General features: G+C 68.3%; 21 protein-coding genes. 13 read left to right on the top strand and 8 right to left on the bottom strand.

The window, feature by feature from the left end; genetic code table 11:
- Nucleotides 1-3: 3 nt before the first annotated feature.
- The 7 genes from P6166_RS03060 to ykgO all read right to left on the bottom strand — a co-directional run bounded on the left by P6166_RS03060 (nt 4) and on the right by ykgO (nt 6,778).
- A complete protein-coding gene (locus tag P6166_RS03060; RefSeq protein ID WP_277763060.1) occupies nt 4-2,157 on the bottom strand; it encodes a type I secretion system permease/ATPase in 2,154 nt (717 codons plus the stop codon).
- A gap of 182 nt (nt 2,158-2,339) precedes the next feature.
- Nucleotides 2,340-3,560 carry a TraB/GumN family protein gene (locus tag P6166_RS03055; RefSeq protein WP_277763059.1) on the bottom strand — a complete coding sequence of 407 codons (1,221 nt, stop codon included), beginning with the start codon at nt 3,558-3,560 and terminating at the stop codon, nt 2,340-2,342.
- Nucleotides 3,560-4,096, bottom strand: coding sequence for a GNAT family N-acetyltransferase (locus P6166_RS03050; RefSeq protein ID WP_277763058.1), 537 nt, complete (start codon nt 4,094-4,096; stop codon nt 3,560-3,562). The genes P6166_RS03055 and P6166_RS03050 overlap by 1 nt, the downstream gene beginning before the upstream one ends.
- Nucleotides 4,097-4,120: 24 nt before the next feature.
- Nucleotides 4,121-5,005 carry a carbon-nitrogen hydrolase gene (locus tag P6166_RS03045; RefSeq protein ID WP_277763057.1) on the bottom strand — a complete coding sequence of 295 codons (885 nt, stop codon included), beginning with the start codon at nt 5,003-5,005 and terminating at the stop codon, nt 4,121-4,123.
- Nucleotides 5,006-5,078: 73 nt separating this feature from the next.
- Complete coding sequence (locus P6166_RS03040; protein ID WP_277763056.1) at nt 5,079-6,116, bottom strand: agmatine deiminase family protein; 1,038 nt, start codon at nt 6,114-6,116, stop codon at nt 5,079-5,081.
- 64 nt (nt 6,117-6,180) lie between these two features.
- Nucleotides 6,181-6,507 carry a hypothetical protein gene (locus tag P6166_RS03035; RefSeq protein ID WP_130318419.1) on the bottom strand — a complete coding sequence of 109 codons (327 nt, stop codon included), beginning with the start codon at nt 6,505-6,507 and terminating at the stop codon, nt 6,181-6,183.
- Between the two features lie 145 nt (nt 6,508-6,652).
- Nucleotides 6,653-6,778, bottom strand: a complete 126-nt coding sequence (gene ykgO, locus P6166_RS03030) for a type B 50S ribosomal protein L36 (RefSeq protein ID WP_036206164.1) — start codon at nt 6,776-6,778, stop codon at nt 6,653-6,655.
- A gap of 179 nt (nt 6,779-6,957) precedes the next feature.
- Between ykgO and cmk the strand changes: the two genes are divergently transcribed.
- The 9 genes from cmk to P6166_RS02985 all read left to right on the top strand — a co-directional run bounded on the left by cmk (nt 6,958) and on the right by P6166_RS02985 (nt 17,264).
- Nucleotides 6,958-7,635: a (d)CMP kinase gene (gene cmk / locus P6166_RS03025; protein WP_277763055.1), complete on the top strand. Its 678-nt coding sequence runs from the start codon at nt 6,958-6,960 to the stop codon at nt 7,633-7,635.
- 208 nt (nt 7,636-7,843) lie between these two features.
- The gene (gene rpsA / locus P6166_RS03020; protein WP_130318421.1) at nt 7,844-9,523 is read left to right on the top strand and encodes a 30S ribosomal protein S1; all 1,680 of its coding nucleotides are present in this window, start codon (nt 7,844-7,846) and stop codon (nt 9,521-9,523) included.
- A 99-nt stretch (nt 9,524-9,622) separates the two neighbouring features.
- The gene (locus P6166_RS03015; RefSeq protein WP_277763054.1) at nt 9,623-9,934 is read left to right on the top strand and encodes an integration host factor subunit beta; all 312 of its coding nucleotides are present in this window, start codon (nt 9,623-9,625) and stop codon (nt 9,932-9,934) included.
- Between the two features lie 36 nt (nt 9,935-9,970).
- Nucleotides 9,971-10,264, top strand: a complete 294-nt coding sequence (locus tag P6166_RS03010) for a LapA family protein (RefSeq protein ID WP_277763053.1) — start codon at nt 9,971-9,973, stop codon at nt 10,262-10,264.
- A gap of 6 nt (nt 10,265-10,270) precedes the next feature.
- Nucleotides 10,271-11,449, top strand: a complete 1,179-nt coding sequence (lapB, locus tag P6166_RS03005; protein ID WP_277763052.1) for a lipopolysaccharide assembly protein LapB — start codon at nt 10,271-10,273, stop codon at nt 11,447-11,449.
- A 75-nt stretch (nt 11,450-11,524) separates the two neighbouring features.
- Entirely contained in the window at nt 11,525-12,493 is a 969-nt protein-coding gene (locus tag P6166_RS03000; RefSeq protein WP_277763051.1) for a lipopolysaccharide biosynthesis protein, read from the top strand.
- Between the two features lie 11 nt (nt 12,494-12,504).
- Nucleotides 12,505-14,412: a nucleoside-diphosphate sugar epimerase/dehydratase gene (locus P6166_RS02995; protein WP_277763050.1), complete on the top strand. Its 1,908-nt coding sequence runs from the start codon at nt 12,505-12,507 to the stop codon at nt 14,410-14,412.
- Nucleotides 14,412-15,299: a UTP--glucose-1-phosphate uridylyltransferase GalU gene (gene galU, locus P6166_RS02990; RefSeq protein ID WP_277763049.1), complete on the top strand. Its 888-nt coding sequence runs from the start codon at nt 14,412-14,414 to the stop codon at nt 15,297-15,299. Before P6166_RS02995 ends, galU begins: the two co-directional genes overlap by 1 nt.
- A 120-nt stretch (nt 15,300-15,419) precedes the next feature.
- Nucleotides 15,420-17,264, top strand: coding sequence for a monovalent cation:proton antiporter-2 (CPA2) family protein (locus tag P6166_RS02985; protein ID WP_277763048.1), 1,845 nt, complete (start codon nt 15,420-15,422; stop codon nt 17,262-17,264).
- Here P6166_RS02985 and P6166_RS02980 read toward each other — a convergent pair whose 3' ends face one another.
- Nucleotides 17,265-17,585, bottom strand: a complete 321-nt coding sequence (locus tag P6166_RS02980; RefSeq protein ID WP_277763140.1) for a DUF1244 domain-containing protein — start codon at nt 17,583-17,585, stop codon at nt 17,265-17,267.
- A 29-nt stretch (nt 17,586-17,614) separates the two neighbouring features.
- On the opposite strand from P6166_RS02980, the gene folD reads away from it, so the two are divergent.
- The 4 genes from folD (at nt 17,615) to P6166_RS02960 (ending at nt 23,753) form a co-directional block, all read left to right on the top strand.
- Nucleotides 17,615-18,499, top strand: a complete 885-nt coding sequence (folD, locus tag P6166_RS02975) for a bifunctional methylenetetrahydrofolate dehydrogenase/methenyltetrahydrofolate cyclohydrolase FolD (protein ID WP_277763047.1) — start codon at nt 17,615-17,617, stop codon at nt 18,497-18,499.
- A 124-nt stretch (nt 18,500-18,623) separates the two neighbouring features.
- Nucleotides 18,624-20,081 carry an IMP dehydrogenase gene (gene guaB, locus P6166_RS02970; protein WP_277763046.1) on the top strand — a complete coding sequence of 486 codons (1,458 nt, stop codon included), beginning with the start codon at nt 18,624-18,626 and terminating at the stop codon, nt 20,079-20,081.
- A 182-nt stretch (nt 20,082-20,263) separates the two neighbouring features.
- Nucleotides 20,264-21,829: a glutamine-hydrolyzing GMP synthase gene (guaA, locus tag P6166_RS02965; protein WP_277763045.1), complete on the top strand. Its 1,566-nt coding sequence runs from the start codon at nt 20,264-20,266 to the stop codon at nt 21,827-21,829.
- 286 nt (nt 21,830-22,115) lie between these two features.
- On the top strand, nt 22,116-23,753 hold the full coding sequence (locus tag P6166_RS02960; RefSeq protein WP_277763044.1) for a serine hydrolase: 1,638 nt from the start codon (nt 22,116-22,118) through the stop codon (nt 23,751-23,753).
- Nucleotides 23,754-23,758: the final 5 nt, after the last annotated feature.

Here is a 23,758-nt window from a genome sequence, read left to right as displayed (position 1 = left end):
GCCTCAGCCCTGCTGCAACTGTTGGAGGCGCGCATAGTGCCCGCCGGGCAGGGCGCGCAAGCTATGGTGATTGCCCTGTTCGACGATACGGCCGCCGTCCATCACCACGATGCGGTCGGCCTCGCGCACGGCGCTCAAGCGATGCGCGATGACGATGACGGTGCGGCCGTCGCGGATCGCCCGCATGTTGTCGTGGATCACCCGCTCGGACTCGTAGTCCAGCGCACTGGTGGCTTCGTCGAAGATCAGGATGCGGGGATCACCGATCAGGGCACGGGCAATGGCGATGCGTTGCCGCTGCCCGCCGGACAGCGAGGTGCCGTGCTCCTCCACCAGCGTGTCGTATCCCTGCGGAAGCGCGCTGATGAAATCGTGCGCTCCGGCCAGTGTGGCGGCGCGCGCGACGCGCTCCATCGAGGCATTGGGCGCGGCCAGTGCGATGTTGTCGCGGATGCTGCGGCGGAATAACAGGTTCTCCTGCAGCACCACGCCGATCTGCGCACGCAGGGATGCCACCTCTACGTTGGCCAGGTCGACGCCGTCGAGGAGGACGCGGCCCTGGGTGGGCGAGTAGAGGCGCTGCACGAGGCGGGTCAGCGTGCTCTTGCCGGAGCCTGAAGGGCCCACGATGCCGACCATTTCTCCCGGCGCAATGGCCAGGTCGATGCCGTGCAGGATTTCCTCGCTTTCCGGACGATAGCGAAAACGCACCTGCTCGAAGGCCACCGCGCCCTGCAACGAAGGCAGCACGGTGCGGTCCGCGCGGCCGCCCTCCGGCACGGTATTGAGGATGTCGCCCAGCCGCTGCATCGACACGCCGGTCTGCTGGAACTGCGTCCACGACTGCGCCAGGCGCATGATCGGCTGGCCGATACGGCCGGCGAGCATGTTGAAGGCGATCAGCTGCCCCACGCTCAGTTGTCCCTCGATCACCAGCCGCGCCCCCAGCCACAGGGTGCCGACGGTGACGAGCTTGCCGACCAGCGAGACCGACTCGCCGGCGAGGTTGGCCAGGTTCTGCGCGCGGAAGCTGGCGGCCACGTAGGCGGCCAGGCGTTCGTCCCAGCGGCGGGTGAACTGCGGTTCCACCGCCATCGCCTTGACCGTATCGATGCCGCTGACGGTTTCCACCAGCAGCGCCTGGGTCTCGGCGTTGCGTTCGAAGCTGCGTTCCAGCCGACTGCGCAGCAGGGGGGTGATGGCGACGGAGATCAGGAAGTACAGCGGGATGGAGGCAAGCACCAGCAGCGTGAGCCAGCCGCTGTAGAACAGCATCACGGCGAGGAAGGCGACGGAGAACAGGATGTCCAGCAGCAACGTCAGCGTGCTGCCGGTCAGGAAGGCGCGGATGTTCTCCAACTCGCGCGCGCGCGCCACCGAGTCGCCCACGCGGCGGGACTGGAAATAAGCCAGGGGCAGGGCGATGAGATGCCGGAACAGGCGCGAGCCCAGCTCGACGTCGAGCCGGCTGGCCGTGTGCGCGAGCAGGTAGCCGCGCAGCGCGGACAGCGCGCTTTCGAACAGCATGACGCCGAGCAGCCCGACCGAGACCACGTCCAGCGTGGACAGGCCGCGATTGACCAGCACCTTGTCCATCACCACTTGGAAGAACAGCGGCGTGACCAGCGCGAACAGCTGCAGGGCCAGCGAGGCCACCAGCACTTCGCCCAGCACGCGCCGGTGCTTCACGATGGCCGGGATGAACCATGACAGGTCGAAGCGGGCCAGCGCACCGGTAAGGGTGGCCTGCGATTGCAGGAGCAGGAGCCGGCCGCTCCAGTAGGCGCTCAGTTCGGCGGCCTCCACGGTCCAGGTGCGCCCATCGACGGGGTCGTGCAGCAGCGTGCGTGTGCCGGCGGTCTTGGCCAGCACGAAGTAGCGTCCGCGACGGTCCTGGCCGATGGCCGGCAGCGGCGTGTGGGCCAGCCGCTCGGGCAGCACATCCACGGCGCGGCATTTCATCCCTAGCCGGCGCGCGGCCAGGACCAGCTCCGCGGTGGGAAGGCCTTCGGCCGTGGTGGCGACATCCAGTTCGCGTAGCAGCGCTTCGTAGGACGTCGCCAGGCCATGCAGCTGCGCCAGTGTCGCCAGGCTCGCCGCGGCTGAAACCAGGCTGGCGTCGTGGGCAGACGGGGCGGGAGCGGCGGCGAGGTCCACGGGGATGCGGTCTGTTGAAGAGACTGCATGCTAGGAACGTGGTGGGTGCGCCGATATTGGATATTTCTAAGTTGCCGGGCCGATACGGCGGGGCCTCGGGCCACGTCTATGCCGGTTCGCAAAAACGGCGAGGCCCGCGATCGATCGAGCGCGGGCCTGCGAGGTACGCGATACCGCGGGGCTCAGCCCTGCAGGCGATGCAGGATCTGCAAGCCCGCCAGCCAGACGCCGGTCATGCTGCCCAGGTTGGTCAGCAGGAAGGTCAGCACCACGCGGGACACGCGGTTGCGGTACCAGCCACGCAAGGTCTGGGCATCATCGCGCAAGGTGAGGAAATCGCCATAGGCCGGCTTGCGCATGTGCACTTCCACCAGCGCGGCAAATGCGCCGGTGGGCACGCTCAGGCGGAACGGCTTGAACGGGGCGACCACCGCGGCGGTGAGGATGCTCAACGGATGGCTGCCGGCCAACAGTGCGCCCAACGCGGCCAGGCCGCCGGTATACATGGCCCACTGCAGCAGCAGGTCCGTGCCCATCGCCATGCCGCCGCGCCAGAAGCCCAGGCCGATGCCGGCGATGATCACCGCCAGGATGCCCAGCGTGATCCATGGGATGCGCCGGCGCTGCTGTACGAACTCCAACTGCTCGCGCAGCACCTGCGGGTCTTCGCGGTCTTCGCCCAGGTGGCGCGCCAGACCGGCCAGGTGGCCGGCGCCGACCACCGCCAGCACTTCGCGCGGGCCCTGGCCGGCTTCCTCGCGCAGGCGCGTGGCCATGTAGCGGTCGCGTTCGGCGATGATGGTGTCGTACAGCTCCGGGCTCTCGCTGGCGAAATCGCCGAAGCTGGCCTCGAGCATGTCGCCTTGCTTGAGCTTCTCGATCTCCTCCTCGCCGACATCGTCGCTGGCGAACAGTCCGGTGAGCAGGCCGCCGGCCAGCTTGAGCTTGCCGAACAGGCCCAGCCGCGCGGAGGCGCGCTTGAACGTGATGCCGACCTCGCGGTCGATCAGGTACACCGGCAGATGCTGCGCCTTGGCCAACCCGACGGCCTGCTTGAGTTCGGCGCCCGGCTCGATGCCCAGCTGCGCGGCCAGGCGGCGCTGGTAGGCGGCCAGCGCCAGGTTCGCCGCGAACAGCGCCACGCGCCCCTTGCGGATCACCTGCACCAGGTCGAGCTTGGCCAGCGCGTCCGGGTCGCTCAGCGCCTGCAGGCGCTGGCTGTCCAGCTCCACCGCCACCGCGTCGAAGCGGCCGCTGTCGATCGCCTTCTCCACGGCGGCCACGCTGGCCTGGGAGACATGCGCGGTGCCCAGCAGGGTATAGCGCACGCCGTCGCGCTCGACGATGCGATGCGGCTGGCCGGACAGCAGGTCGTCGGTTTCGGCGTTGAACGTGTGTTCCATTACTTCACTTCTTCGGCAGGAGGTTGGTCGGCGCCCTGGCCGAGCGCGCGTTGCATCTGCACCGTATCCAGCCAGCGGCCGTGCTTGCGGCCAAGCCCCTTGAAGACGCCGACCAGGTGGAAACCGAAGCGCTCGTGCAGCTTGATCGAGGCGGTGTTGGAGGGCTCGCCGATCACCGCCACCATCTGCCGGTAGCCGCGCGCGACGCAGGCGTCGATCAGGCCCTGCATCAATGCGCTGCCGACGCCGCGGCCCTGGCAGCCGTAGTCGACGTAGACCGAGTTCTCCACGGTCCACTGGTAGGCGATGCGGGTGCGGTAGGTGTTGGCGTAGGCATAGCCGACGACCTTGCCGTCGAGCTCGGCCACGATGTAAGGGAATCCGCGGCCCTTGATGTCGTCCATGCGCCGGCGCATTTCCGCCTCGTCCGGCACCTCGTACTCGTAGGTGTTGACGTAGTCGGTCACCTCGACCGCGTAGATCGCGGTGATGGCCGGGATATCCGAGGCCTGGGCCTCACGCAGCAGTACGGTCACGGGCGCGGGTTCCGTCGGTCCGAATCAGTCGATGTAGCGCTTGAGCAGATCGCCATAGGCGTCGATGCGGCGGTCGCGCAGGAACGGCCAGATGCGGCGCACGTGCTCGCTGCGCTGAAGGTCCACGTCGCACACCAGCACGGTTGGTTCGCCACCGGCTTCGGCGATGAACTCACCCTGCGGGCCGAGCACGTGGCTGTTGCCCCAGAACTGGATGCCCGAGGCGCCCAGCGGCGAGGGCTCATGCCCGACGCGGTTGCACGACAGCACCGGCAGCCCGTTGGCCACGGCGTGGCCACGATGGCTCAGCACCCAGGCGTCGCGCTGGCGGTTCTTCTCGTCCTGCGCGTCTTCCGGGTCCCAGCCGATCGCGGTGGGGTAGAGCAGCAGCTCGGCGCCGGCCAATGCCATCAGGCGCGCCGCTTCCGGGTACCACTGGTCCCAGCACACCAGCACGCCCAGGCGGCCGACCGAGGTGTCGATCGGCTTGAAGCCGATGTCGCCCGGGGTGAAGTAGAACTTCTCGTAGAAGCCCGGATCGTCGGGGATGTGCATCTTGCGGTACTTGCCCAGCAGGGTACCGTCCTTCTCCAGCACCACGGCGGTGTTGTGGTACAGGCCGGCGGCGCGGCGCTCGAACAGCGAGCCGACGATCACCACGCCATGCTGCTTCGCCAGCGCGCCCAGGCGCTCGGTGCTCGGGCCGGGGATGGACTCGGCCAGGTCGAACTCGCCGACCGACTCGTGCTGGCAGAAATACGGGCCGTTGTGCAGTTCCTGCAGCAGGATCAGGCGCGCGCCTTGCGCGGCGGCCTCGGCCACGCGCGCTTCGATCACGGCCAGGTTGGCCTGCGCATCGCCATGGTTGCGCTCCTGGATGAGCGCGACGGGAAGGGTTTGACGGGTCATGGGGATCGATCCGCTAGGGGGCGCACAGGGTAGCGCGTCGGAAGCGAAACCGGCCGCGACGCGGCCGGCCGGTTCAGTCGGCCTGCAGGCCGGCCGGCAGCTGCATCGTGATGCAGTGCAGGCTGCCGTTCTGCCAGATCAGCGCGCGGCACGGCACCGGCACGATCTCGCGGCCCGGGAAGGCTTCGGCCAGCACGGCCTGCGCGCGCGCATCGGCCGCGTCGCCATAGGCCGGCATCAGGACCGCGCCGTTGACGATCAGGAAATTGGCATACGACGCGGCCAGGCGGCGGCCTTCGTCGAGGATCGGCTCGGCCCACGGCAGCGGGAACAGGCGATACGGCTGCCCGTTGGCCTGGCGCAGCGCGGCGATTTCCGCGCCCATCGCCTGCAGTTCCGCGTAGTGGGAGTCGTTCGGGTCGTCACAGGACTGGAACACGATCGCGTCCGGGCCGGCGAAGCGGGCCAGGGTATCGACATGGGCATCGGTGTCGTCGCCCTCCAGGTAGCCGTGGTCGAGCCACAGCACGCGCTCCTGCGCCAGCCAGGCGGCCAGGTCGGTGCTCAGCGACTCGCGCGTGCGCTCCGGATGGCGCTCGTGCAGGCACTGCCAGGTGGTCAGCAGGGTGCCGGCGCCGTCGGTGTCGATCGCGCCGCCTTCCAGGGCGAAGTCGATGCTGCGCACCTCGCTGTCGCCGAACAGGCCGGCCGCGTGCAGCACGCCGACCAGCTGGTCGTCACGGCTGGCCTCGAACTTGCCGCCCCAACCGGTGAAGCGGAAGTCCAGCAGGCGGAAACCGCCCTCGCCACGGCGCAGGGTGATCGGACCCGAATCGCGCAGCCAGGTGTCGTCGTATTCGGCCAGGACGAAGCGGACCTTGCCCATGTCGATGCGCGCCGAGCGCAGCCGGGCTTCGGCATAGGTCTGCAGGTCCTCGTCGGCCACGCAGATCACCGCGCGTTCGAAGCGGGTGATCGCCGCGACCAGCGCGATGTAGGTCTCCTCCACTTCCCCCAGGCGCTGCGCCCAGTCGGTCTCGGCGTGGGGCCATGCGATCAGCACGGCGGACTGGCTTTCCCATTCGGCCGGGAAGCGGAGTTGTTCGGTCATCGCGGGGGCAGGCTCTGTGGTGCTTCGCTCCCGGCGCGCGGCCGGGAGCGGGGTGGGGCGGGAATCAGCGGATCGGGGGCTTCGGGCCGATCTCGTCGGCACCGGCCTGGTTGGCGACCACGTCGATCACCTTCTGCTTCTCGAAGTAGACGGTGAAGGCGGGGTACACCCAGCGGTTGATGGTTGGCCACTGGCGCTTCTGGCCGCCGCGCGGGTCGAGCTTCTGCTGCGGGGCACCGTACTGCGATTCGACCTGGGCCATCGACTGGCCGCGCACGGGCATCGCCACGGCGGGCTTCTCGTTGGCGCGGTCGACCAGCAAGGTCTCGGCGCAGGCGCCGCCGGCAACCAGCACGGCGAGCAGGGGCAAAACGGACAGGCGGATCTTCATTCGGCTACTCCCCAGTGGACGAAAGAAATGAGCGGGATGCGATTACAGCAGACGCGACATGATGACAGCAAAGCAGAAACAAAAAACCGCCCGAAGGCGGTTTTTCGATCCGCGGGCCACGCCCGGAGGGCGGGCCGGCCGCCGCTTAGCGCTGGCGAGCCTTGAAACGCGGGTTGGACTTGCAGATCACGAAGACCTTGCCGCGGCGGCGGACCACCTTGCAGTCGCGGTGACGGTTCTTCGCCGACTTCAGGGAGGACAGGACTTTCATGGCACACCTCGGCGTAAACGTGGAATTCGGGAAGGGGCGCGCCGTTTCCACTACGCGGCACGCCCACGGGTCAGTAAGCCCGCAATTCTATCCTGCTTTTCCCCGGGCTTTCAACTGCTTGCATCCGGGTGGGGCGGCGGGGGCATACAATGCGGCATTCCCCATGCCCTGGAAGCTGAATGACCGACCTGTCGCCCGTCCTCACCATCGATGGCCCCTCCGGCGCCGGCAAGGGGACGGTCAGCCGCATCGTCGCGTCCCGGCTGGGCTGGCACTACCTCGATTCCGGCGCGCTGTACCGCGCGGTGGGCGTGGCGGCCAGTTGGGCCGATATCGACGTCTCCGACGCCGCGGCGCTGGTCCGCTGCACCTTCGATACCCACGTGGAGTTCCTGGAGCAAGGGGCGGGCGGCCTGCGGGTGATCCTGAACGGGGTGGACGCCACCGACGAGTTGCGCCTGGAGACCGCTGGTGCCCTGGCCTCGGCCATCGCCGCCATTCCGGAGGTCCGCGGGGCGCTGAAGGAGCGCCAGCGCTCGTTCCGGCGGCCGCCGGGCCTGGTCGCCGACGGGCGGGACATGGGGACCGTCATCTTCCCGGATGCCGCGCACAAGGTGTTCCTGACGGCCAGTGCCGAGGAGCGCGCGGACAGGCGGCATAAGCAGTTGATGGAAAAGGGTGTTTCGGTTATATTCGATGACCTGTTGCGCGAGATCATGGCCCGGGATGCCCGGGATGCCCAGCGCACCGTGGCGCCCTTGCGGCCGGCCGAAGACGCCGTGCTCATCGACACCACGGGCATCGGTATCGAGGAAGTTGTCGAGCGTGTGCTGAAGCTGGCGTCCGTCGCCCGCTGAAGTCGCGCAGCAGGAATGCAATGTGCCGCAAGGCGCGTGGCGTGCGTGTCAAAATGTTCAATCCGTCGTAGTTCCAAGGCTCCGTCGCGCAGGGTGCGCGGCGGTATTTCCACTTCACACCCGGCCCGCGGTATGGGGTCGACTAACTGGGTGGGCAGTGCGGCCGCTGAGCGGTTCGCTGTCCGTGTGTTCAACTGAGTAATTTCAAATGACCGAATCTTTTGCCGAACTGTTCGAAGCCAGCCAAGCCAATCTGGCCAAGCTGAAGCCGGGCGCCATCGTCACCGGTACCGTCGTGGAAGTCCGCGGCGACGTGGTGGTGATCAACGCCGGCCTGAAGTCCGAAGGCATCGTGCCGATCGAGCAGTTCCGTAACGACGCTGGCGAGATCGATGTGGGCGTGGGCGACCAGGTCAAGGTCGCGCTGGACTCCATCGAAAACGGCTTTGGCGAGACCGTCCTGTCGCGCGAGAAGGCCAAGCGCGCGATGGTGTGGGACGAGCTGGAAGAAGCGTTGGAGAAGAACGAGACCATCACCGGCCGCATCAGCGGCAAGGTCAAGGGTGGTTTCACCGTGGACATCAAGGATGTCCGCGCGTTCCTGCCCGGTTCGCTGGTGGATGTGCGCCCGGTGCGCGACCCGGCCTACCTGGAAGGCAAGGAGCTGGAGTTCAAGCTCATCAAGCTGGACCGCAAGCGCAACAACGTCGTCGTCTCCCGCCGCGCGGTGGTCGAGAGCGAGCACTCGGAAGAGCGCGAGCAGCTGATGGACAAGCTGCAGGAAGGCGCGATCCTGAAGGGTGTCGTCAAGAACCTGACCGACTACGGCGCGTTCGTGGACCTGGGCGGTATCGACGGCCTGCTGCACATCACCGACATGGCTTGGAAGCGCGTGCGCCATCCGTCCGAAGTCGTCAACGTTGGCGACGAGCTGGACGTGCGCGTGCTGAAGTTCGACCGCGAGCGCAACCGCGTTTCGCTGGGCCTGAAGCAGCTGGGCGAGGATCCGTGGGACAACATCGCCCGTCGCTACCCGGCCAACAGCCGCGTGTACGGCAAGGTCTCCAACGTCACCGATTACGGCGCGTTCGTCGAGATCGAGCCGGGCGTGGAAGGCCTGGTGCACGTGTCGGAGATGGATTGGACCAACAAGAACGTCAACCCGTCCAAGGTCGTGCAGGTCGGTGACGAAGTCGAAGTGATGGTCCTGGACGTCGACGAAGAGCGTCGCCGCATCTCGCTGGGCATGAAGCAGGTCGCCGCCAATCCGTGGGAGACCTTCGCGGCCATCCACAAGAAGGGCGACAAGGTGTCGGGCCAGATCAAGTCGATCACCGACTTCGGCATCTTCATCGGCCTGGACGGCGGCATCGACGGCCTGGTCCACCTGTCCGACATCAGCTGGAACACCACCGGCGAAGACGTCGTTCGCAACTTCAAGAAGGGCGACACCCTGGACGCCGTCGTGCTGGCGGTCGATCCGGAGCGCGAGCGTATCAGCCTGGGCGTGAAGCAGCTGGAGCAGGATCCGTTCGGCCAGTACATGGCCTCGCATCCGAAGGGTTCGAAGGTCGAAGGCACGGTGAAGGAAGTGGACGCCAAGGGCGCCACCATCGAACTGGCCGACGGCATCGAGGGCTACGTCTCGGCGCGCGATATCGCCAACGAGCGCGTGGACGACGCCACCCAGCACCTGAAGGTCGGCGACAAGGTCGAGGCCAAGTTCGTGGGCATGGACCGCAAGGGCCGCACCCTGCAGCTGTCGATCAAGGCCAAGGACGATGCCGAAATGCGCGAAGTGCTGGAGGAATACCAGTCCGCGTCGGGCGGCACCACCAAGCTGGGCGCGCTGCTGCGCGAGCAGCTGAGCGGCAACAAGTCCGAGTAATTGGCGGTAAGGGGCGCAAGCCCTGTGTAGAAAACGATCGGCCCGGACCTCGCGTCCGGGCCGATCACATGATGCGATCCCGTCCCCGCGCAGCAGCCCATGACCAAGTCGGAACTGATTGAAATCCTGGCGCGCCGTCAGGCCCACCTGAAGGCGGACGACGTCGACCTGGCGGTCAAGTCGCTGCTGGAGATGATGGGCGAGTCGCTGTCGCAGGGAGACCGCATCGAGATTCGCGGCTTCGGCAGTTTCTCGCTGCACTACCGTCCGCCGCGCCTGGGCCGCAATCCCAAGACCGGCGAATCGGTCGCGCTGCCGGGCAAGCATGTGCCGCACTTCAAGCCGGGCAAGGAACTGCGCGAGCGCGTGAGTTCGGTCGCACCGGTCGACATGGCCGACACGGCCGAGTGACGGTTAAGCTAGGCGCACCCTGACAGGAGTCGCGCCATGAAAGTCTTCCAATTGCTGTTGATGCTGGCTTTCCTGCTGGTCGGCCTGATCATTGGCGCCCTCAATTCCCAGCCCATCCTGATCGACTTCGCCTTCGCCAGCCTGGCGACCACCTCCGGCGTGGCGATCATCGTGTCCCTGCTGGCGGGCGTGCTGATCGGCGGTGTCCTGGTGCTGGCGGTGATGGTGCTTCCCCTCTATTCGAAACTGCGGCAGGCCAACAAGCAGCTTGCCGCCGCGCGTGTCGCGGCCCCCGTGGTCGTCGAGCCGCGCCCCATTGATGGAATTTGACCGACGATGGATTTCCTGACCGAGTGGTTCTGGTTCTTCCTGTTCCTGCCCCTGGCCGCGCTCGGGGGTTGGGTGATCGGCCGCCGCGGCGGCCAGCGCCATGGCGATACCCAGGTCAGCCGGCTGTCGAGCACGTATTTCCGCGGCCTGAACTACCTGCTCAACGAGCAGCCCGACAAGGCGATCGAGCTGTTCCTGCATATCGCCGAGCTGGACAAGGAAACCTTCGAGACCCAGGTCGCGCTGGGGCACCTGTTCCGCCGCCGCGGCGAGGTGGATCGCGCGATCCGCCTGCACCAGGGGCTGGTCCAGCGCAGCGACCTCACCGACCAGCAGCGCGTGCAGGCCCTGCTCGCGCTCGGCGAGGACTACATGAAGTCCGGCCTGCTCGATCGCGCCGAGACCGTGTTCACCGAGCTGGCGCAGATCGACCAGCGCGCGCCGCAGGCACTCAAGCACCTGATCGGCATCTACCAGGCCGAGCGCGACTGGGAAAAGGCGATCGACAACGCCACCCGCTACGAGCAGGTCACCGGCGAGCCGATGGGCAAGCTGATCTCGCAATTCGAATGCGAGCTGGCCGACCGCTACCGCGGCGCCGGCAAGCCGGAGCAAGCGCTGGAAGCGGTGGCGCGCGCCTACCAGGCCGATGCGAACTCCGTGCGCGCGGGCATCCTGGAGGGCCGCATCGAAGTGGATCGCGGCAACGACGAGGCGGCGGTGCGTGCATGGGAACGTGCCGCCCGCCACGATCCGGATTACCTGCCGGAGATCATCCCGGCGCTGCTGGCGGCGTATCGTCGCGTCGGCGACATCGCCGGCGCGCGCAACTTCCTGTCCGAGATGACCGAGCACTATCGCGGCATCGCGCCCGTGCTGGCGCTGACCCAGCTGATGGAAGCGCAGGACGGCCCGGGTCCGGCGCGGTCCTACCTCGGCCGGCAGCTCAAGGATCGTCCGTCCGTGCGCGGCGAGGCGGCGCTGATCGATCTCACCCTGGCCGAGGGCAGCGATCCGGAATCCACGCTGCACGATCTCAAGCACATCACCGACCAACTGCTCGTGCGCAACCCGAGTTATCGCTGCACGCGCTGCGGCTTCGGCGCCAAGACGCACCACTGGCAATGCCCGAGCTGCAAGGAGTGGGGCACGGTCAAGCCGCTGCTGAACTACGCGGTCGTTTGAGCCGGCGCGAAGGCAAGGTGCAGCGTGGACCGCAAGGACGCGCTGCCTGCCGCGGTCCTGGATGACGAGGAATAGATGATCGATCTGTGGGCCGCCTGTGCCGTCGTGTGCGCGTTGTCCGCGCTGGGCACCTGGGGCATGCGCGGCTACGCGCTGCGCCGCCAGTTGATCGACCAGCCCGGCGAACGTCGCAGCCACCAGGTCGCCACCCCGCGTGGCGGCGGTATGGCCATCGTCGGCGCGATGCTCGTGGTGGCTGCTGCGGCGCTGTGGCAGTGGCCGGGTCAGGGCCTGCCGATCGCCGGCGCCGCGGCCGGATTCGCCCTGGTCGCCGGGATCGGCTGGTGGGACGACCATCGCCCGCTGCCCGCGCGCTGGCGGCTGGCGGTACATGGGGTCGCCGCGCTGGGCTGGGGGCTGCTCGTCGCCCACCTCAGCGGCCAGGCATGGCTCGGCGCCCTGGCGGCGTTGTTCGCTGTGGGCCTGATCAACGTGTGGAACTTCATGGATGGCATCAACGGCCTGGCGGCCACCCAGGCCATGCTGGCCGCGGCCGCCTACGCCTGGATGCTGCCGGCGCCGCTCTCCTGGGCGGGCTGGACGCTCGCTGCGGCCTGCCTGGGCTTCCTGCCTTTCAACTTCCCGCGCGCGCGTATCTTCCTCGGCGACGGGGGGAGCGGCGGACTCGGTTTTGCGCTGGCGGTGCTGTTCGGCCTGGGCCTGTGCGCGGGCCTGAGCCCGTGGTCGCTATGGTTGCCGCTAGGCACCTTTCTCGTAGACGCAGGCTTCACGCTGGCTACCCGCATGCTCTCCGGCCAGCGTTGGTGGGAGCCGCATGCGCAGCATGTCTACCAGCGTCTCGCACGTCGGTTCGGGCATCCCCGGGTCACTTTCGGGTATGCGGTTTCCAGCGGTATCGCGATTGCCTTATTCTTCCGCCTGCAAGCACTGCAGCCGAGGTGGGAGGCTGTTGGATCGATCGTCTGGCTGGCGACGGCATCGACGATCTGGCTCCTCCTGCGTAAGGGACTACGCGATTATTGATGGATCGATACATGACATCTTGGCGTGACCGTTTCACCCGATCCATGCCCAAAGTCGCGGTCGTCTTCCACGACCTGCTGATGGTATGGATCTGCTGGCAGCTGCTGCATGCCGGCCGCTACTCGATGCTGCGCGATGCGCCCGAGCTGCCAATGTGGGACTGGCGCACGGCCATCGTGCTGATCGCGCAGGGCCTGGTGTTCTGGCGGGTGGGCTTGTACCGCGGCCTGTGGCGCTTCGCCAGCGTTCCGGACCTGTGGAACATCTTCAAGGCCAGCTTCCTGGGCATGGTCGCCATCGTCCTGGCATTGGCGGTGGACCGCTTCCAGGGCGTGCCGATGTCGGTGCTGGTGGTGTATCCGTTCGCGCTCTCGGCGCTGCTGGGCACGCCCCGGCTGCTGTATCGCGCCTGGCGCGACTACCAGATCGCCAACTCCGCCGACGTCAACCAGCGCGTGCTCATCTTGGGCGCCGGACGCGCGGCCGAAGCGCTGGTGCGCGACCTGCGGCGCACCGGGGCCTTCCTGCCGGTGGGCTTCCTGGACGACGCCAGCCAGCTGCACGGCGCCAAGATCCAGGGCCTGCCGGTGCTGGGGTCGATCGCCAGCGCGCCGTCGATCGCCCGCGAGACCGCGGCCAAGCTGATCATCATCGCCATTCCCTCGCTGGACGCCCCCGGGCTGCAGCGGGTCGTGGCGATCTGCGAGAGCACCGGGCTGCCGTTCCGCATGGTGCCCAAGCTGACCAACGTGCTCGAAGGGCGCTCGCTGCCCGGCGAACTGCGCGAAGTGGCCATCGAGGACCTGCTCAACCGCAAGCCGGTGATGCCGGACTGGAAGCTGGTGCGCAGCTGGCTGACCGGCAAGACCGTGCTGGTCACCGGCGCCGGCGGCTCGATCGGCTCGGAAGTCTGCCGCCAGGTCTCGCGCCATGGCGCGCGGCGCGTCGTGCTGCTGGAAGTGGATGAACTGGCGCTGCTGACCATCGATTCGGACCTGCGGCGGCTGTTCCCCGAAGTGGAGGTCGTGCGCGTGCTGGGCGACTGCGGCGACCCGGCCGTGATGCGCTACGCGCTGGCCAGCGCCACCCCGGACGCGGTGTTCCACGCCGCCGCCTACAAGCAGGTGCCGCTGCTGGAAGGCCAGCTGCGCGAGGCCGTGCGCAACAACGTGCTGGCCACCCACAACGTCGCCACCAGCTGCGTGCAGGCGGGCGTGGGCACCTTCCTCTTCATCTCCACGGACAAGGCGGTCGAGCCGGTCAACGTGCTGGGCGCGACCAAGCGCTACGCCGAGATGATCTGCCAGAGCCTGGATGCGCGAAACGCGACCACGCGGTTCGTCACCGTGCGCTTCGGCAACGTGCTCGATTCGGCGGGTAGCGTGGTGCCGCTGTTCCGCGAGCAGATCCGCCAGGGCGGCCCGGTCACGGTCACGCATCCGGACGTCACCCGCTACTTCATGACCATTCCCGAAGCCTGCCAGCTGATCGTGCAGGCGGCTGCCTCGGCGTCGCACGGGGCCATCTACACGCTGGACATGGGCGAACCGGTGCCGATCCGCCTGCTGGCCGAGCAGATGATCCGCCTGGCGGGCAAGCAGCCCGGGCAGGACATCGCCATTGTCTACACCGGCCTGCGCCCGGGCGAGAAGCTGCACGAGACCCTGTTCTACGCCGACGAGAACTATCGCCCGACCCTGCACCCGAAGATCCTCGAGGCAGACGCGCGGCAGTTCCCCCAGGACCAGGTGCTGCAGCACGTCGCGCGCCTGCGCGAGGCGGTGGACCGCTACGACACCGACGCGATGGACGCGATCCTCGGCAATTTCATGCCCGATTTCTCGGCCGCGCGCGACAAGGACAACGAGCGCTCGGCCACGGTGGTTCCTTTCCCCGCACGCGAGGTCAGAAGAATTTGATGAACAAGCGCATCCGCAAGGCCGTATTCCCGGTGGCAGGCCTGGGCACCCGTTTCCTGCCGGCCACCAAGACGGTTCCCAAGGAAATGCTGCCGATCATCGATCGGCCGTTGATCCAGTACGCGGTCGACGAAGCGATCGAGGCCGGCTGCGACACGCTGATCTTCGTCACCAACCGCTACAAGCACGCGGTGGCCGATTACTTCGACAAGGCCTACGAGCTGGAGCAGAAGCTCGAGCGCGCCGGCAAGCAGGAGCAGCTGGAACTGGTGCGCCACGTGCTGCCGAACGGCGTGCGCGCGGTGTTCGTGACCCAGGCCGAGGCCTTGGGCCTGGGCGATGCGGTGCTGTGCGCCAAGCCGATCGTCGGCGACGAGCCGTTCGCGGTGCTGCTGCCGGACGACCTGATGTGGAATCGCGGCCCCGGCGCGCTCAAGCAGATGGCCGACGTGGCCGAGCAGACCGGCGGCAGCGTGATCGCCGTGGAAGACGTGCCGCACGAGAAGACCGCCAGCTACGGCATCGTGGCGACCGAGGCATTCGACGGCAGCCGCGGGCGCATCAACGCGATCGTGGAGAAGCCTAAGCCGGAGGTCGCGCCGAGCAACCTGGCGGTGGTCGGCCGCTATGTACTCAGCGCGCGCATTTTCGAGCTGCTCGAGCAGGTCAAGCCGGGCGCGGGCGGCGAAATCCAGCTGACCGACGCGATCGCCGAGCTGCTCAAGATCGAGCAGGTGGACGCCTATCGCTTCCAGGGCCGTCGTTTCGATTGCGGCGCGCACCTGGGGCTGATCGAGGCCACCATCCACTTCGCGCTGGAGCACGAGAAGCTGCGCGGCCCGGCCCGCGACGCGCTGCGCGCTGCGCTGGAAGGCGCCAGCGCCTGACGGCGAAGGCGTGCGGATGGCATCCAAAGGCGGCGCGCGAGCGTCGCCTTTTTCTTTGCCCGATGGCACCTCCGTGCGCAATACGGCGGCGGGCGGGCGAGGGCAGGCTAGAATCCCGGCATGAGTGCCCCCGCCGATACCCACCAGTTGGTCAACGTCGTCGCGCTGCTAGGCGCGGCGGTCGTCGTCATTCCGATCTTTCGCAAGCTGGGCCTGGGCTCGGTACTGGGTTACCTGGCCGCGGGCCTGGTCATCGGCCCGTTCGGCTTCGGCTGGTTCAACGACCCGCAGTCGATCCTGCACGTGGCCGAACTGGGCGTGGTGATGTTCCTGTTCGTCATCGGCCTGGAGATGCGGCCCTCGCACCTGTGGAGCCTGCGCCGGGAGATCTTCGGCCTGGGCACGCTGCAGATCGCCGTGTGCACCGCCGGCCTCACCCTGCTCGGCATGTACGCACTGGGCTTGCGCGCGCCGGTGGCTTTCATCGGCGCGGCCGGTTTCGTGCTGACTTCCACCGCCGTGGTGATGCAATTGCTCTCCGAACGCGGCGACCTCACCCTGCCTGCCGGTCAGAAGATCGTCTCGATCCTCCTGTTCGAGGACCTGCTCATCGTGCCGCTGCTGGCCATCGTGGCGCTGATGGCGCCGGCCGGCATGGAAGTGGCCCCGGCCGAACGCTGGAAGGCCATCGCCATCGGCGCCGGTTGCATCGTCGGCCTGCTGGCGGCGGGCCGCTGGCTGCTCAACCCGCTGTTCCGCGTCCTGGCGCAGGCCGGTGCGCGCGAGGTGATGACCGCCGCCGCGCTGCTGGTCGTGCTCGGTGCGGCGTTGCTGATGCAGCTGGGCGGGCTGTCGATGGCGATGGGCGCGTTCCTGGCGGGCGTGCTGCTGTCCGAATCCACCTTCCGCCACCAGATCGAAGCGGACATCGAGCCGTTCCGCGGCATTCTGCTGGGGCTGTTCTTCCTCGGCGTGGGCATGGCGCTGGACGTCTCGGTGGTGCTGCAGGACTGGCGCTTCATCGCACTCGGCGTGCTCACCCTGATGCTGGGCAAGGCGGTGTGCATCTACCTCGTCGCGCGCCTGACCGGCAGCGACCACCACCAGGCGCTGGATCGCGGCGTGCTGATGGCGCAGGGCGGCGAGTTCGCCTTCGTGCTGTTCGGTGCGGCCGCGTCGGTGGGCGTGATCGAGGCCCGCGTCAATGCCAGCCTCACCGCCATCGTGGTGCTGTCGATGGCGCTGACGCCCTTGTTCGTGCTGTTGCAGCGGCGCATGACGCCGGCGCCGAAGCCTTCGCTGGAGGGCGTGGAAGCGGCCTCCGGGCAGTCGGCCAGCGTGCTGGTGATCGGCTTCGGCCGCTTCGGGCAGGTGGCCAGCCAGTCGTTGCTGGCACGCGACGTGGACGTGACCATCATCGACAACGACATCGAGATGATCCGCAGCGCCGAGGAATTCGGCTTCAAGATCTATTACGGCGACGGTACCCGGCTGGACGTGCTGCGCGCCTCCGGCGCCGGCACCGCGCGCGCGATCGCCGTGTGCACTGACCGCAAGGAAGCCACCGATCGCATCGTGGAGCTGGTGCGCGACGAATTCCCGCAGGCGCGGCTGCTGGTGCGCTCCTACGATCGCGAACATTCGCTGGGCCTGATCCACGCCGGTGTGGATTTCCAGATCCGCGAGACGTTCGAATCCGCCGTGCAATTCGGCAGCGCCGCGCTGATCGAGCTGGGCGTGGACGAAGACGAGGCGGCGAACATCGCCGAGGAGATCCGCAAGCGCGATGCCGAGCGCTTCGAACTGGAGATGGCCGGCGGCAACCTGCTGGCGGGCGCGAAGATGATCTTCGGCAACCAGCCCGGCGTGCCGCGGCCAACGCCGTTCACCCCGCCCAAGCGGCGCAGCCGCACGCTCAATCCCGAGCAGGTGCCGGCCGACACCGTGGACGACGACGCCGGCTGATCACCCTTTCGGGTGGGCCGCCTGCGCCTGGGCGAACGCGGCCAGCTGTTCGGGCGTGGCCTCGCGCTGATGCTGCCGCTTCCATTCCTCGAACGGCATGCCGTAGATCGCCTCGCGCGCCGTTGCCTTGTCCATCGGCTCGCCCGCTTCCTCGGCGGCCTCGCGATACCAGTCGGCCAGGCAGTTGCGGCAGAAGCCGGCCAGGATCATCAGGTCGATGTTCTGCACGTCCGGGCGTTGCTGGTTGAGGTGCCGGAGCAGGCGGCGGAACGCGGCGGCTTCGAGCGCGGTGGTGTCGTTCATGGCGGAATCGGGGACAATAGGCGGCCCCCGACTTTACACCGCCGCCCATGACCGCCTCCGTGCCCGCCACCGCCGCCCAGGCCCGCATCCTCGACGGACGACGCATCGCCGAGGAGCTGCTGGACCAGCTGCAGGCGCGCGTGCAGGCACGCCTGGCCCAAGGCAAGTCCCGGCCCGGCCTGGCGGTGGTGCTGGTGGGCGGTGACCCGGCCTCGGCGGTCTATGTGCGCAACAAGCGCCGTGCCGCCGAGAAGGTGGGCATCGAGGCGTTCGACTACGACCTGCCGGCCGGCACCACCGAGGCCGAGCTGAGCCGCCTGATCGACCAGCTCAACGCCGACCCGAAAATCCACGGCATCCTGATCCAGCTGCCGCTGCCGGGCATCCCGGATGCGAACCGGCTGATCCAGCGCATCGACCCGCGCAAGGACGTGGATGGCTTCCACCCGCAGAACGTGGGCCATCTCGCCCTGCGCGAATTCGGCCTGCGCCCGTGCACGCCGCGCGGCATCGTCACGCTGCTCAGCCATACCGACCAGCCGGTGCGCGGCCGCAACGCGACGATCGTCGGCGTCAGCAACCATGTCGGCCGGCCGATGGGCCTGGAGCTGCTGATCGCCGGCTGCACCGTGACCAGCTGCCACAAGTTCACCCCGCCGGACGTGCTGGAGGCGGCCGTGCGCAACGCCGACATCCTGGTGGTGGCGGTGGGCCGGCCCGGGCTGATCCCGGGTGAGTGGGTCAAGCCGGGCGCGGTGGTCATCGACGTGGGCATCAACCGCCTGGACGATGGCCGCCTGGTGGGCGATGTCGGCTTCGAGGCCGCCGCCGCCCGCGCCAGCTGGATCACCCCCGTGCCGGGCGGCGTGGGCCCGATGACGGTGGCCACGCTGATGCAGAACACGCTCGAGGCCGCCGACGCGGCGGGCTGAACCTCGTCCCGCCGGGGGGGGGCGACGTAACGCTGCATTGCGCCGGAAGACACCTGGACGGGTGTCAACGGCGCGTGTTTCAGGGTAAAATGTCGCGCTTCTCCTAGAACACTCGGGTCCGCCGATGCTGCGCATCCAGGCTGAAGCTCTCACGTACGACGACGTTTCGCTCGTCCCCGCCCACTCGACCGTCCTGCCGAAGGACGTCAGCCTGGAAACCCGGCTGACGCGCAACCTGCGGCTGAAGCTGCCGATCGTCTCGGCCGCCATGGACACGGTGACCGAAGCCCGCCTGGCCATCGCCATGGCCCAGATGGGCGGCATCGGCATCATCCACAAGAACCTGACGGTGGAGCAGCAGGCGGCCGAAGTCGCCTCGGTCAAGAAGTACGAATCGGGCGTGATCCGCGACCCGATCACCGTGGGCCCGGAAACCACCATCCGCGACGTGCTCGCGCTCACCCGCGCGCGCAACATCTCCGGCGTGCCGGTGGTCGACGGCGGCCAGCTGGTCGGCATCGTCACCCACCGCGACATGCGCTTCGAGACCGAGCTGGACGATCCGGTCCGCCACATCATGACCAAGAAGGATCGCCTGATCACGGTCAACGAGGGCGCCGCGTCCGAGGAAGTGCTCAAGCTGCTGCACAAGAACCGCATCGAGAAGGTGCTGGTCGTCAATGACGACTTCGCGCTGCGCGGGTTGATCACGGTGAAGGACATCCAGAAGAAGTCCGACTACCCGAATGCCGCCAAGGATGCTGCGACCCGCCTGCTGGTCGGCGCCGCGGTCGGCGTGGGCGGCGATACCGAGCGCCGCATCGAGGCGCTGGCCGCCGCCGGCGTGGACGTGATCATCGTGGACACCGCGCACGGCCACTCGCAGGGCGTACTCGACCGCGTGGCCTGGGCCAAGAAGCAGTTCCCGCAGCTGCAGGTGATCGGCGGCAACATCGTCACCGGCGATGCCGCGCTGGCGCTGATGGACGCTGGCGCCGACGCGGTGAAGGTCGGCGTGGGCCCGGGTTCGATCTGCACCACGCGCGTGGTCGCCGGCGTGGGCGTGCCGCAGATCACCGCGGTGGACATGGTGGCCGAGGCGCTGCAGGACCGCATTCCGCTGATCGCCGATGGCGGCATCCGCTATTCCGGCGATATCGGCAAGGCGCTGGCCGCCGGTGCCTCCACGGTGATGATCGGCGGCCTGTTCGCCGGTACCGAGGAAGCGCCGGGCGAAGTGGAGCTGTTCCAGGGCCGCAGCTACAAGAGCTACCGCGGCATGGGTTCGCTGGCGGCGATGGAGAAGGGATCCAAGGACCGCTACTTCCAGGACGCTTCGGACGCCGACAAGCTGGTGCCGGAAGGCATCGAAGGCCGGGTGCCGTACCGCGGCCCGGTCAGCAGCATCGTCCACCAGTTGGTGGGTGGCCTGCGCGCGACCATGGGCTACGTGGGCTGCGCGACCATCGAGGACATGCGCACCAAGCCGAAGTTCGTGAAGATCACCGGCGCGGGCCAGCGTGAGAGCCACGTCCACGACGTGCAGATCACCAAGGAACCGCCGAACTACCGCGCGGGGTAAGGCGACGCGTTTGCGAGGCATGCCTCGCGCGTCGCCGCACGCCCGGCCATGGATGGCCGGGCCGGAGTTTCCGAAGCCGGAAATGTGGCGCCAGGATGGCAGTCGTTGAGCAATCGAAGTAACGCGCGCGATCTGGCGATGGCGCGCGTTTCCGTATCAGGAACCCGAAGGTGGCCGGCCCCATGACCAACATCCACAACGACAAGATCCTCATCCTCGATTTCGGCGCGCAGTACACGCAGCTGATCGCCCGCCGCATCCGCGAGCTGGGCGTGTATTGCGAAATCTGGGCGTGGGACCACGATCCGGCCGAGATCGCCGCCTTCGGGGCCAAGGGCATCATCCTGTCCGGCGGCCCGGAATCGACCACGCTGCCGGGCGCGCCCGCCGCGCCGCAGCAGGTGTTCGATTCAGGCCTGCCGCTGCTGGGCATCTGCTACGGCATGCAGACCATGGCCGCGCAGCTCGGCGGTGCGACCGAAGCGGCGGACCAGCGCGAGTTCGGCCATGCCGAGGTTGAGGTGGTGCATGCCGACGCGCTGTTCTCCGGCCTGAGCGACCACGGCGGCGCGCCGCGCCTGAACGTGTGGATGAGCCATGGCGACCACGTGTCCCAGGCGCCGCCGGGCTTCACCATCACGGCCGTCACCGACCGCATTCCGGTCGCGGCGTTCGCCAACGAAGACAAGCGCTGGTACGGCGTGCAGTTCCACCCGGAAGTGACGCACACGCTGCAGGGCCAGACCTTGCTGCGCCGCTTCGTCGTGGAGGTGTGCGGTTGCGCCACGCTGTGGACGGCGGCCAACATCATCGACGACCAGATCGCCCGCGTGCGCGAGCAGGTCGGCAGCGACGAGGTGATCCTGGGCCTGTCCGGCGGCGTGGATTCCTCGGTCGTCGCCGCGCTGCTGCACAAGGCGATCGGCGAACAGCTGACCTGCGTGTTCGTCGACACCGGCCTGCTGCGCTGGCAGGAAGGCGACCAGGTGATGGCGATGTTCGCCGAGCACATGGGCGTGAAGGTCGTGCGCGTCAACGCGGCGGACCGCTATTTCAAGGCGCTGGAAGGCGTCAGCGACCCGGAGGCCAAGCGCAAGATCATCGGCAACCTGTTCGTCGAGATCTTCGAGGAAGAGTCGAACAAGCTGAAGAACGCCAAGTGGCTGGCGCAGGGCACGATCTACCCTGACGTGATCGAATCGGCCGGCAGCAAGACCGGCAAGGCGCACGTCATCAAGAGCCACCACAACGTGGGCGGCTTGCCGGAGCACATGAAGCTTGGCCTGGTCGAGCCGCTGCGCGAATTGTTCAAGGATGAGGTGCGCCGCCTGGGTGTGGAGTTGGGCCTGCCGCGCACGATGGTGTATCGCCATCCGTTCCCGGGCCCGGGCCTGGGCGTGCGCATCCTGGGCGAAGTGAAGCCGGAGTACGCCGAACTGCTGGCGCGCGCCGATGCGATCTTCATCGACGAACTGCGCAAGGCCGACCTGTACGACAAGACCAGCCAGGCGTTCGCGGTGTTCCTGCCGGTGAAGTCGGTGGGCGTGGTCGGCGACGCGCGCGCCTACGAATGGGTGATCGCGCTGCGCGCGGTGGAAACCATCGACTTCATGACCGCGCACTGGGCGCACCTGCCGTACGAATTCCTGGGCACGGTGAGCAACCGCATCATCAACGAACTGCGTGGCGTGTCGCGCGTGGTGTACGACATCTCGGGCAAGCCGCCGGCGACGATTGAGTGGGAGTGACGGCGCGTCTTTCCAGAACGCACGCCGCGCTTGTCGCGGCGATAGGCATGCCGTGATACTGCCAAGAGCGTCGCGCGACGCAGCGTGACGCGGCCGGCTAGCGCACAGCGCTCTGTGCACCACTGATCGGGCGGCATCGCCTTGCGCCTGCCCCGGGGCGTCCGCCCAAACGCTCGCGCCGCGCAGGGCGGCGTTCGTCGCCGGGATCGGCCCGTCCGTCGCAGGGGCCAGCGGCTTGCCTTCGGCTGCGGGAGCATCCACGCTCCCTCTCCATGGAGTCGCGATCATGAACCTGACCCGCCTCGGCATCGCCGCGAGCATCGTGCTTGGCCTCGCAGGACCGGCCCGGGCCGTTGACGATGCGCAGCTGCGCGGCCTGGTCGAACAGCGCCTGGCCGGCGACCGCACCGGGGCCTGCATGGCGGTGGCGGTGATCGAGCGCGACCACGTCGCGCGCAGCTTCGCCTGCGCCGACCCCGCCCAGGCCGCGCGCATCGATGACAGGGCCGCGTTCGAGATCGGCTCGGTCAGCAAGACGATGACGGCCGCGCTGTTGGCCGAGTTGATCGCGCAGGGCAAGGCCTCGCTTGACGACCCGCTGGCCGACTACCTGCCCAAGGGGACGAAGGTGCCGACGTTCCAGGGGCAGCCGATCCTGCTGCGCCACGTCGTCACGCACACCTCTGGCCTGCCGGGGCTGCCATCGCGCATGAAGACGGCCAACCCGGCCGACCCGTATGCCCAGCTGACCGAGCGCGACCTGCTCGACTCGCTCGGCGACGTCACCCTGACCGCGGCGCCGGGATCGCACTTCGCGTATTCCAACTTTGCCTCGATGCTGCTCTCGCTGGCGGTCGCACGCCGCGCCGGCAGCGACTTCGAAACGCTGCTGACCACGCAGCTGCTGCGGCCGCTCGGCATGGACGGCGCCTACGTGTCGCACGTGCCCACGGGCATCCGCGTGGCCCCCGGGCATACGCCGAACGGCCGCGCGACCGCGGCCTGGACATTCCCGGTCGATTTCGCCGGCGTCGGCGGCGTCCACGCCACCTTGGAGGACATGGTGCGCTACGTGCAGGCCGAGCTCGGTCGCGGCAGCGCGCCGATCGTCGCGGCGATGGCCGCGACCCAGCAGCCGCTGTCACAGTCGCCGCCCATGGGCATGAACTGGATGCTGATGCCCGTGGGCGAACGCCGCGTGCTGGTGCACGAAGGGGGCACCGGCGGCTTTTCCTCGTTTGTCGCGGTGGACCGGACCCGCGAGCGCGGCGTGGTCATCCTTTCCGACACCGCATGGCACTCGATCGGCAGCCTCGGCAGCCTCGGCCTGCATCTGGTCGATGCGAGTTTCCCGCTCGGCAAGCCGCGCAAGACCATCGCGCCGGATGCCGCGCTGCTGGACGGCCTGGTCGGCCGCTACCGGATCGGCGATACGCTGACGATGCAGCTCAGCCAGCACGATGGCGCGCTGGTGATCGAGCCTGACGGGCAGGGCGCCCACACGATGGGCTACGACGACGCCGGCGACTTCTACCCCCTGGACTTCGACGCGGTGCTGCGGCCGCAGCGCACGCCGCAGGGCTACGGCTTCACGTGGACGCAGATGGGCGCCGAGCTGCCGGCGGTGCGCCTGGAGGCCGCCGCGCAAAAGGCGGTCCCGCGGCCGAGCGCCGAGGCACTGCGCGCCTACGTCGGCGAGTACCCGCTGGTGCCGGGTTTTTCGCTGACCGTCAGCGAAAAGGCGGGCCACCTCTACGTCCAGGGCACGGGTCAGCCGCCCATCGAGGTCGAAGCCGTGGATACCGATGCGTTCGTGGCGGCCTCCGTCGCCGCCGAGATCCGTTTCGAGCGCGACGCGCACGGCGTGGTCCGTGCATTGACGCTGTTGCAGGGCGGCCAGCGGCTGCGCGGCGAACGCCGCTGAGGGCA

This window comes from Stenotrophomonas sp. HITSZ_GD (assembly GCF_029543105.1).
GTDB lineage: Bacteria > Pseudomonadota > Gammaproteobacteria > Xanthomonadales > Xanthomonadaceae > Stenotrophomonas_A.
This window is presented reverse-complemented; position numbering and strand designations above follow the sequence as displayed.

Excerpts from the sequence above, each read along its gene's own strand:
- P6166_RS03055 (WP_277763059.1), bottom strand. The coding sequence starts at position 3,560 with ATGGAACACACGTTCAACGCCGAAACCGACGACCTGCTGTCCGGCCAG.
- P6166_RS03045 (WP_277763057.1), bottom strand. The coding sequence starts at position 5,005 with ATGACCCGTCAAACCCTTCCCGTCGCGCTCATCCAGGAGCGCAACCAT.
- P6166_RS03040 (WP_277763056.1), bottom strand. The coding sequence starts at position 6,116 with ATGACCGAACAACTCCGCTTCCCGGCCGAATGGGAAAGCCAGTCCGCC.
- P6166_RS03035 (WP_130318419.1), bottom strand. The coding sequence starts at position 6,507 with ATGAAGATCCGCCTGTCCGTTTTGCCCCTGCTCGCCGTGCTGGTTGCC.
- ykgO (WP_036206164.1), bottom strand. The coding sequence starts at position 6,778 with ATGAAAGTCCTGTCCTCCCTGAAGTCGGCGAAGAACCGTCACCGCGAC.
- cmk (WP_277763055.1), top strand. The coding sequence starts at position 6,958 with ATGACCGACCTGTCGCCCGTCCTCACCATCGATGGCCCCTCCGGCGCC.
- rpsA (WP_130318421.1), top strand. The coding sequence starts at position 7,844 with ATGACCGAATCTTTTGCCGAACTGTTCGAAGCCAGCCAAGCCAATCTG.
- P6166_RS03015 (WP_277763054.1), top strand. The coding sequence starts at position 9,623 with ATGACCAAGTCGGAACTGATTGAAATCCTGGCGCGCCGTCAGGCCCAC.
- P6166_RS03010 (WP_277763053.1), top strand. The coding sequence starts at position 9,971 with ATGAAAGTCTTCCAATTGCTGTTGATGCTGGCTTTCCTGCTGGTCGGC.
- lapB (WP_277763052.1), top strand. The coding sequence starts at position 10,271 with ATGGATTTCCTGACCGAGTGGTTCTGGTTCTTCCTGTTCCTGCCCCTG.
- P6166_RS03000 (WP_277763051.1), top strand. The coding sequence starts at position 11,525 with ATGATCGATCTGTGGGCCGCCTGTGCCGTCGTGTGCGCGTTGTCCGCG.
- P6166_RS02995 (WP_277763050.1), top strand. The coding sequence starts at position 12,505 with ATGACATCTTGGCGTGACCGTTTCACCCGATCCATGCCCAAAGTCGCG.
- galU (WP_277763049.1), top strand. The coding sequence starts at position 14,412 with ATGAACAAGCGCATCCGCAAGGCCGTATTCCCGGTGGCAGGCCTGGGC.
- P6166_RS02985 (WP_277763048.1), top strand. The coding sequence starts at position 15,420 with ATGAGTGCCCCCGCCGATACCCACCAGTTGGTCAACGTCGTCGCGCTG.
- folD (WP_277763047.1), top strand. The coding sequence starts at position 17,615 with ATGACCGCCTCCGTGCCCGCCACCGCCGCCCAGGCCCGCATCCTCGAC.
- guaB (WP_277763046.1), top strand. The coding sequence starts at position 18,624 with ATGCTGCGCATCCAGGCTGAAGCTCTCACGTACGACGACGTTTCGCTC.
- guaA (WP_277763045.1), top strand. The coding sequence starts at position 20,264 with ATGACCAACATCCACAACGACAAGATCCTCATCCTCGATTTCGGCGCG.
- P6166_RS02960 (WP_277763044.1), top strand. The coding sequence starts at position 22,116 with ATGAACCTGACCCGCCTCGGCATCGCCGCGAGCATCGTGCTTGGCCTC.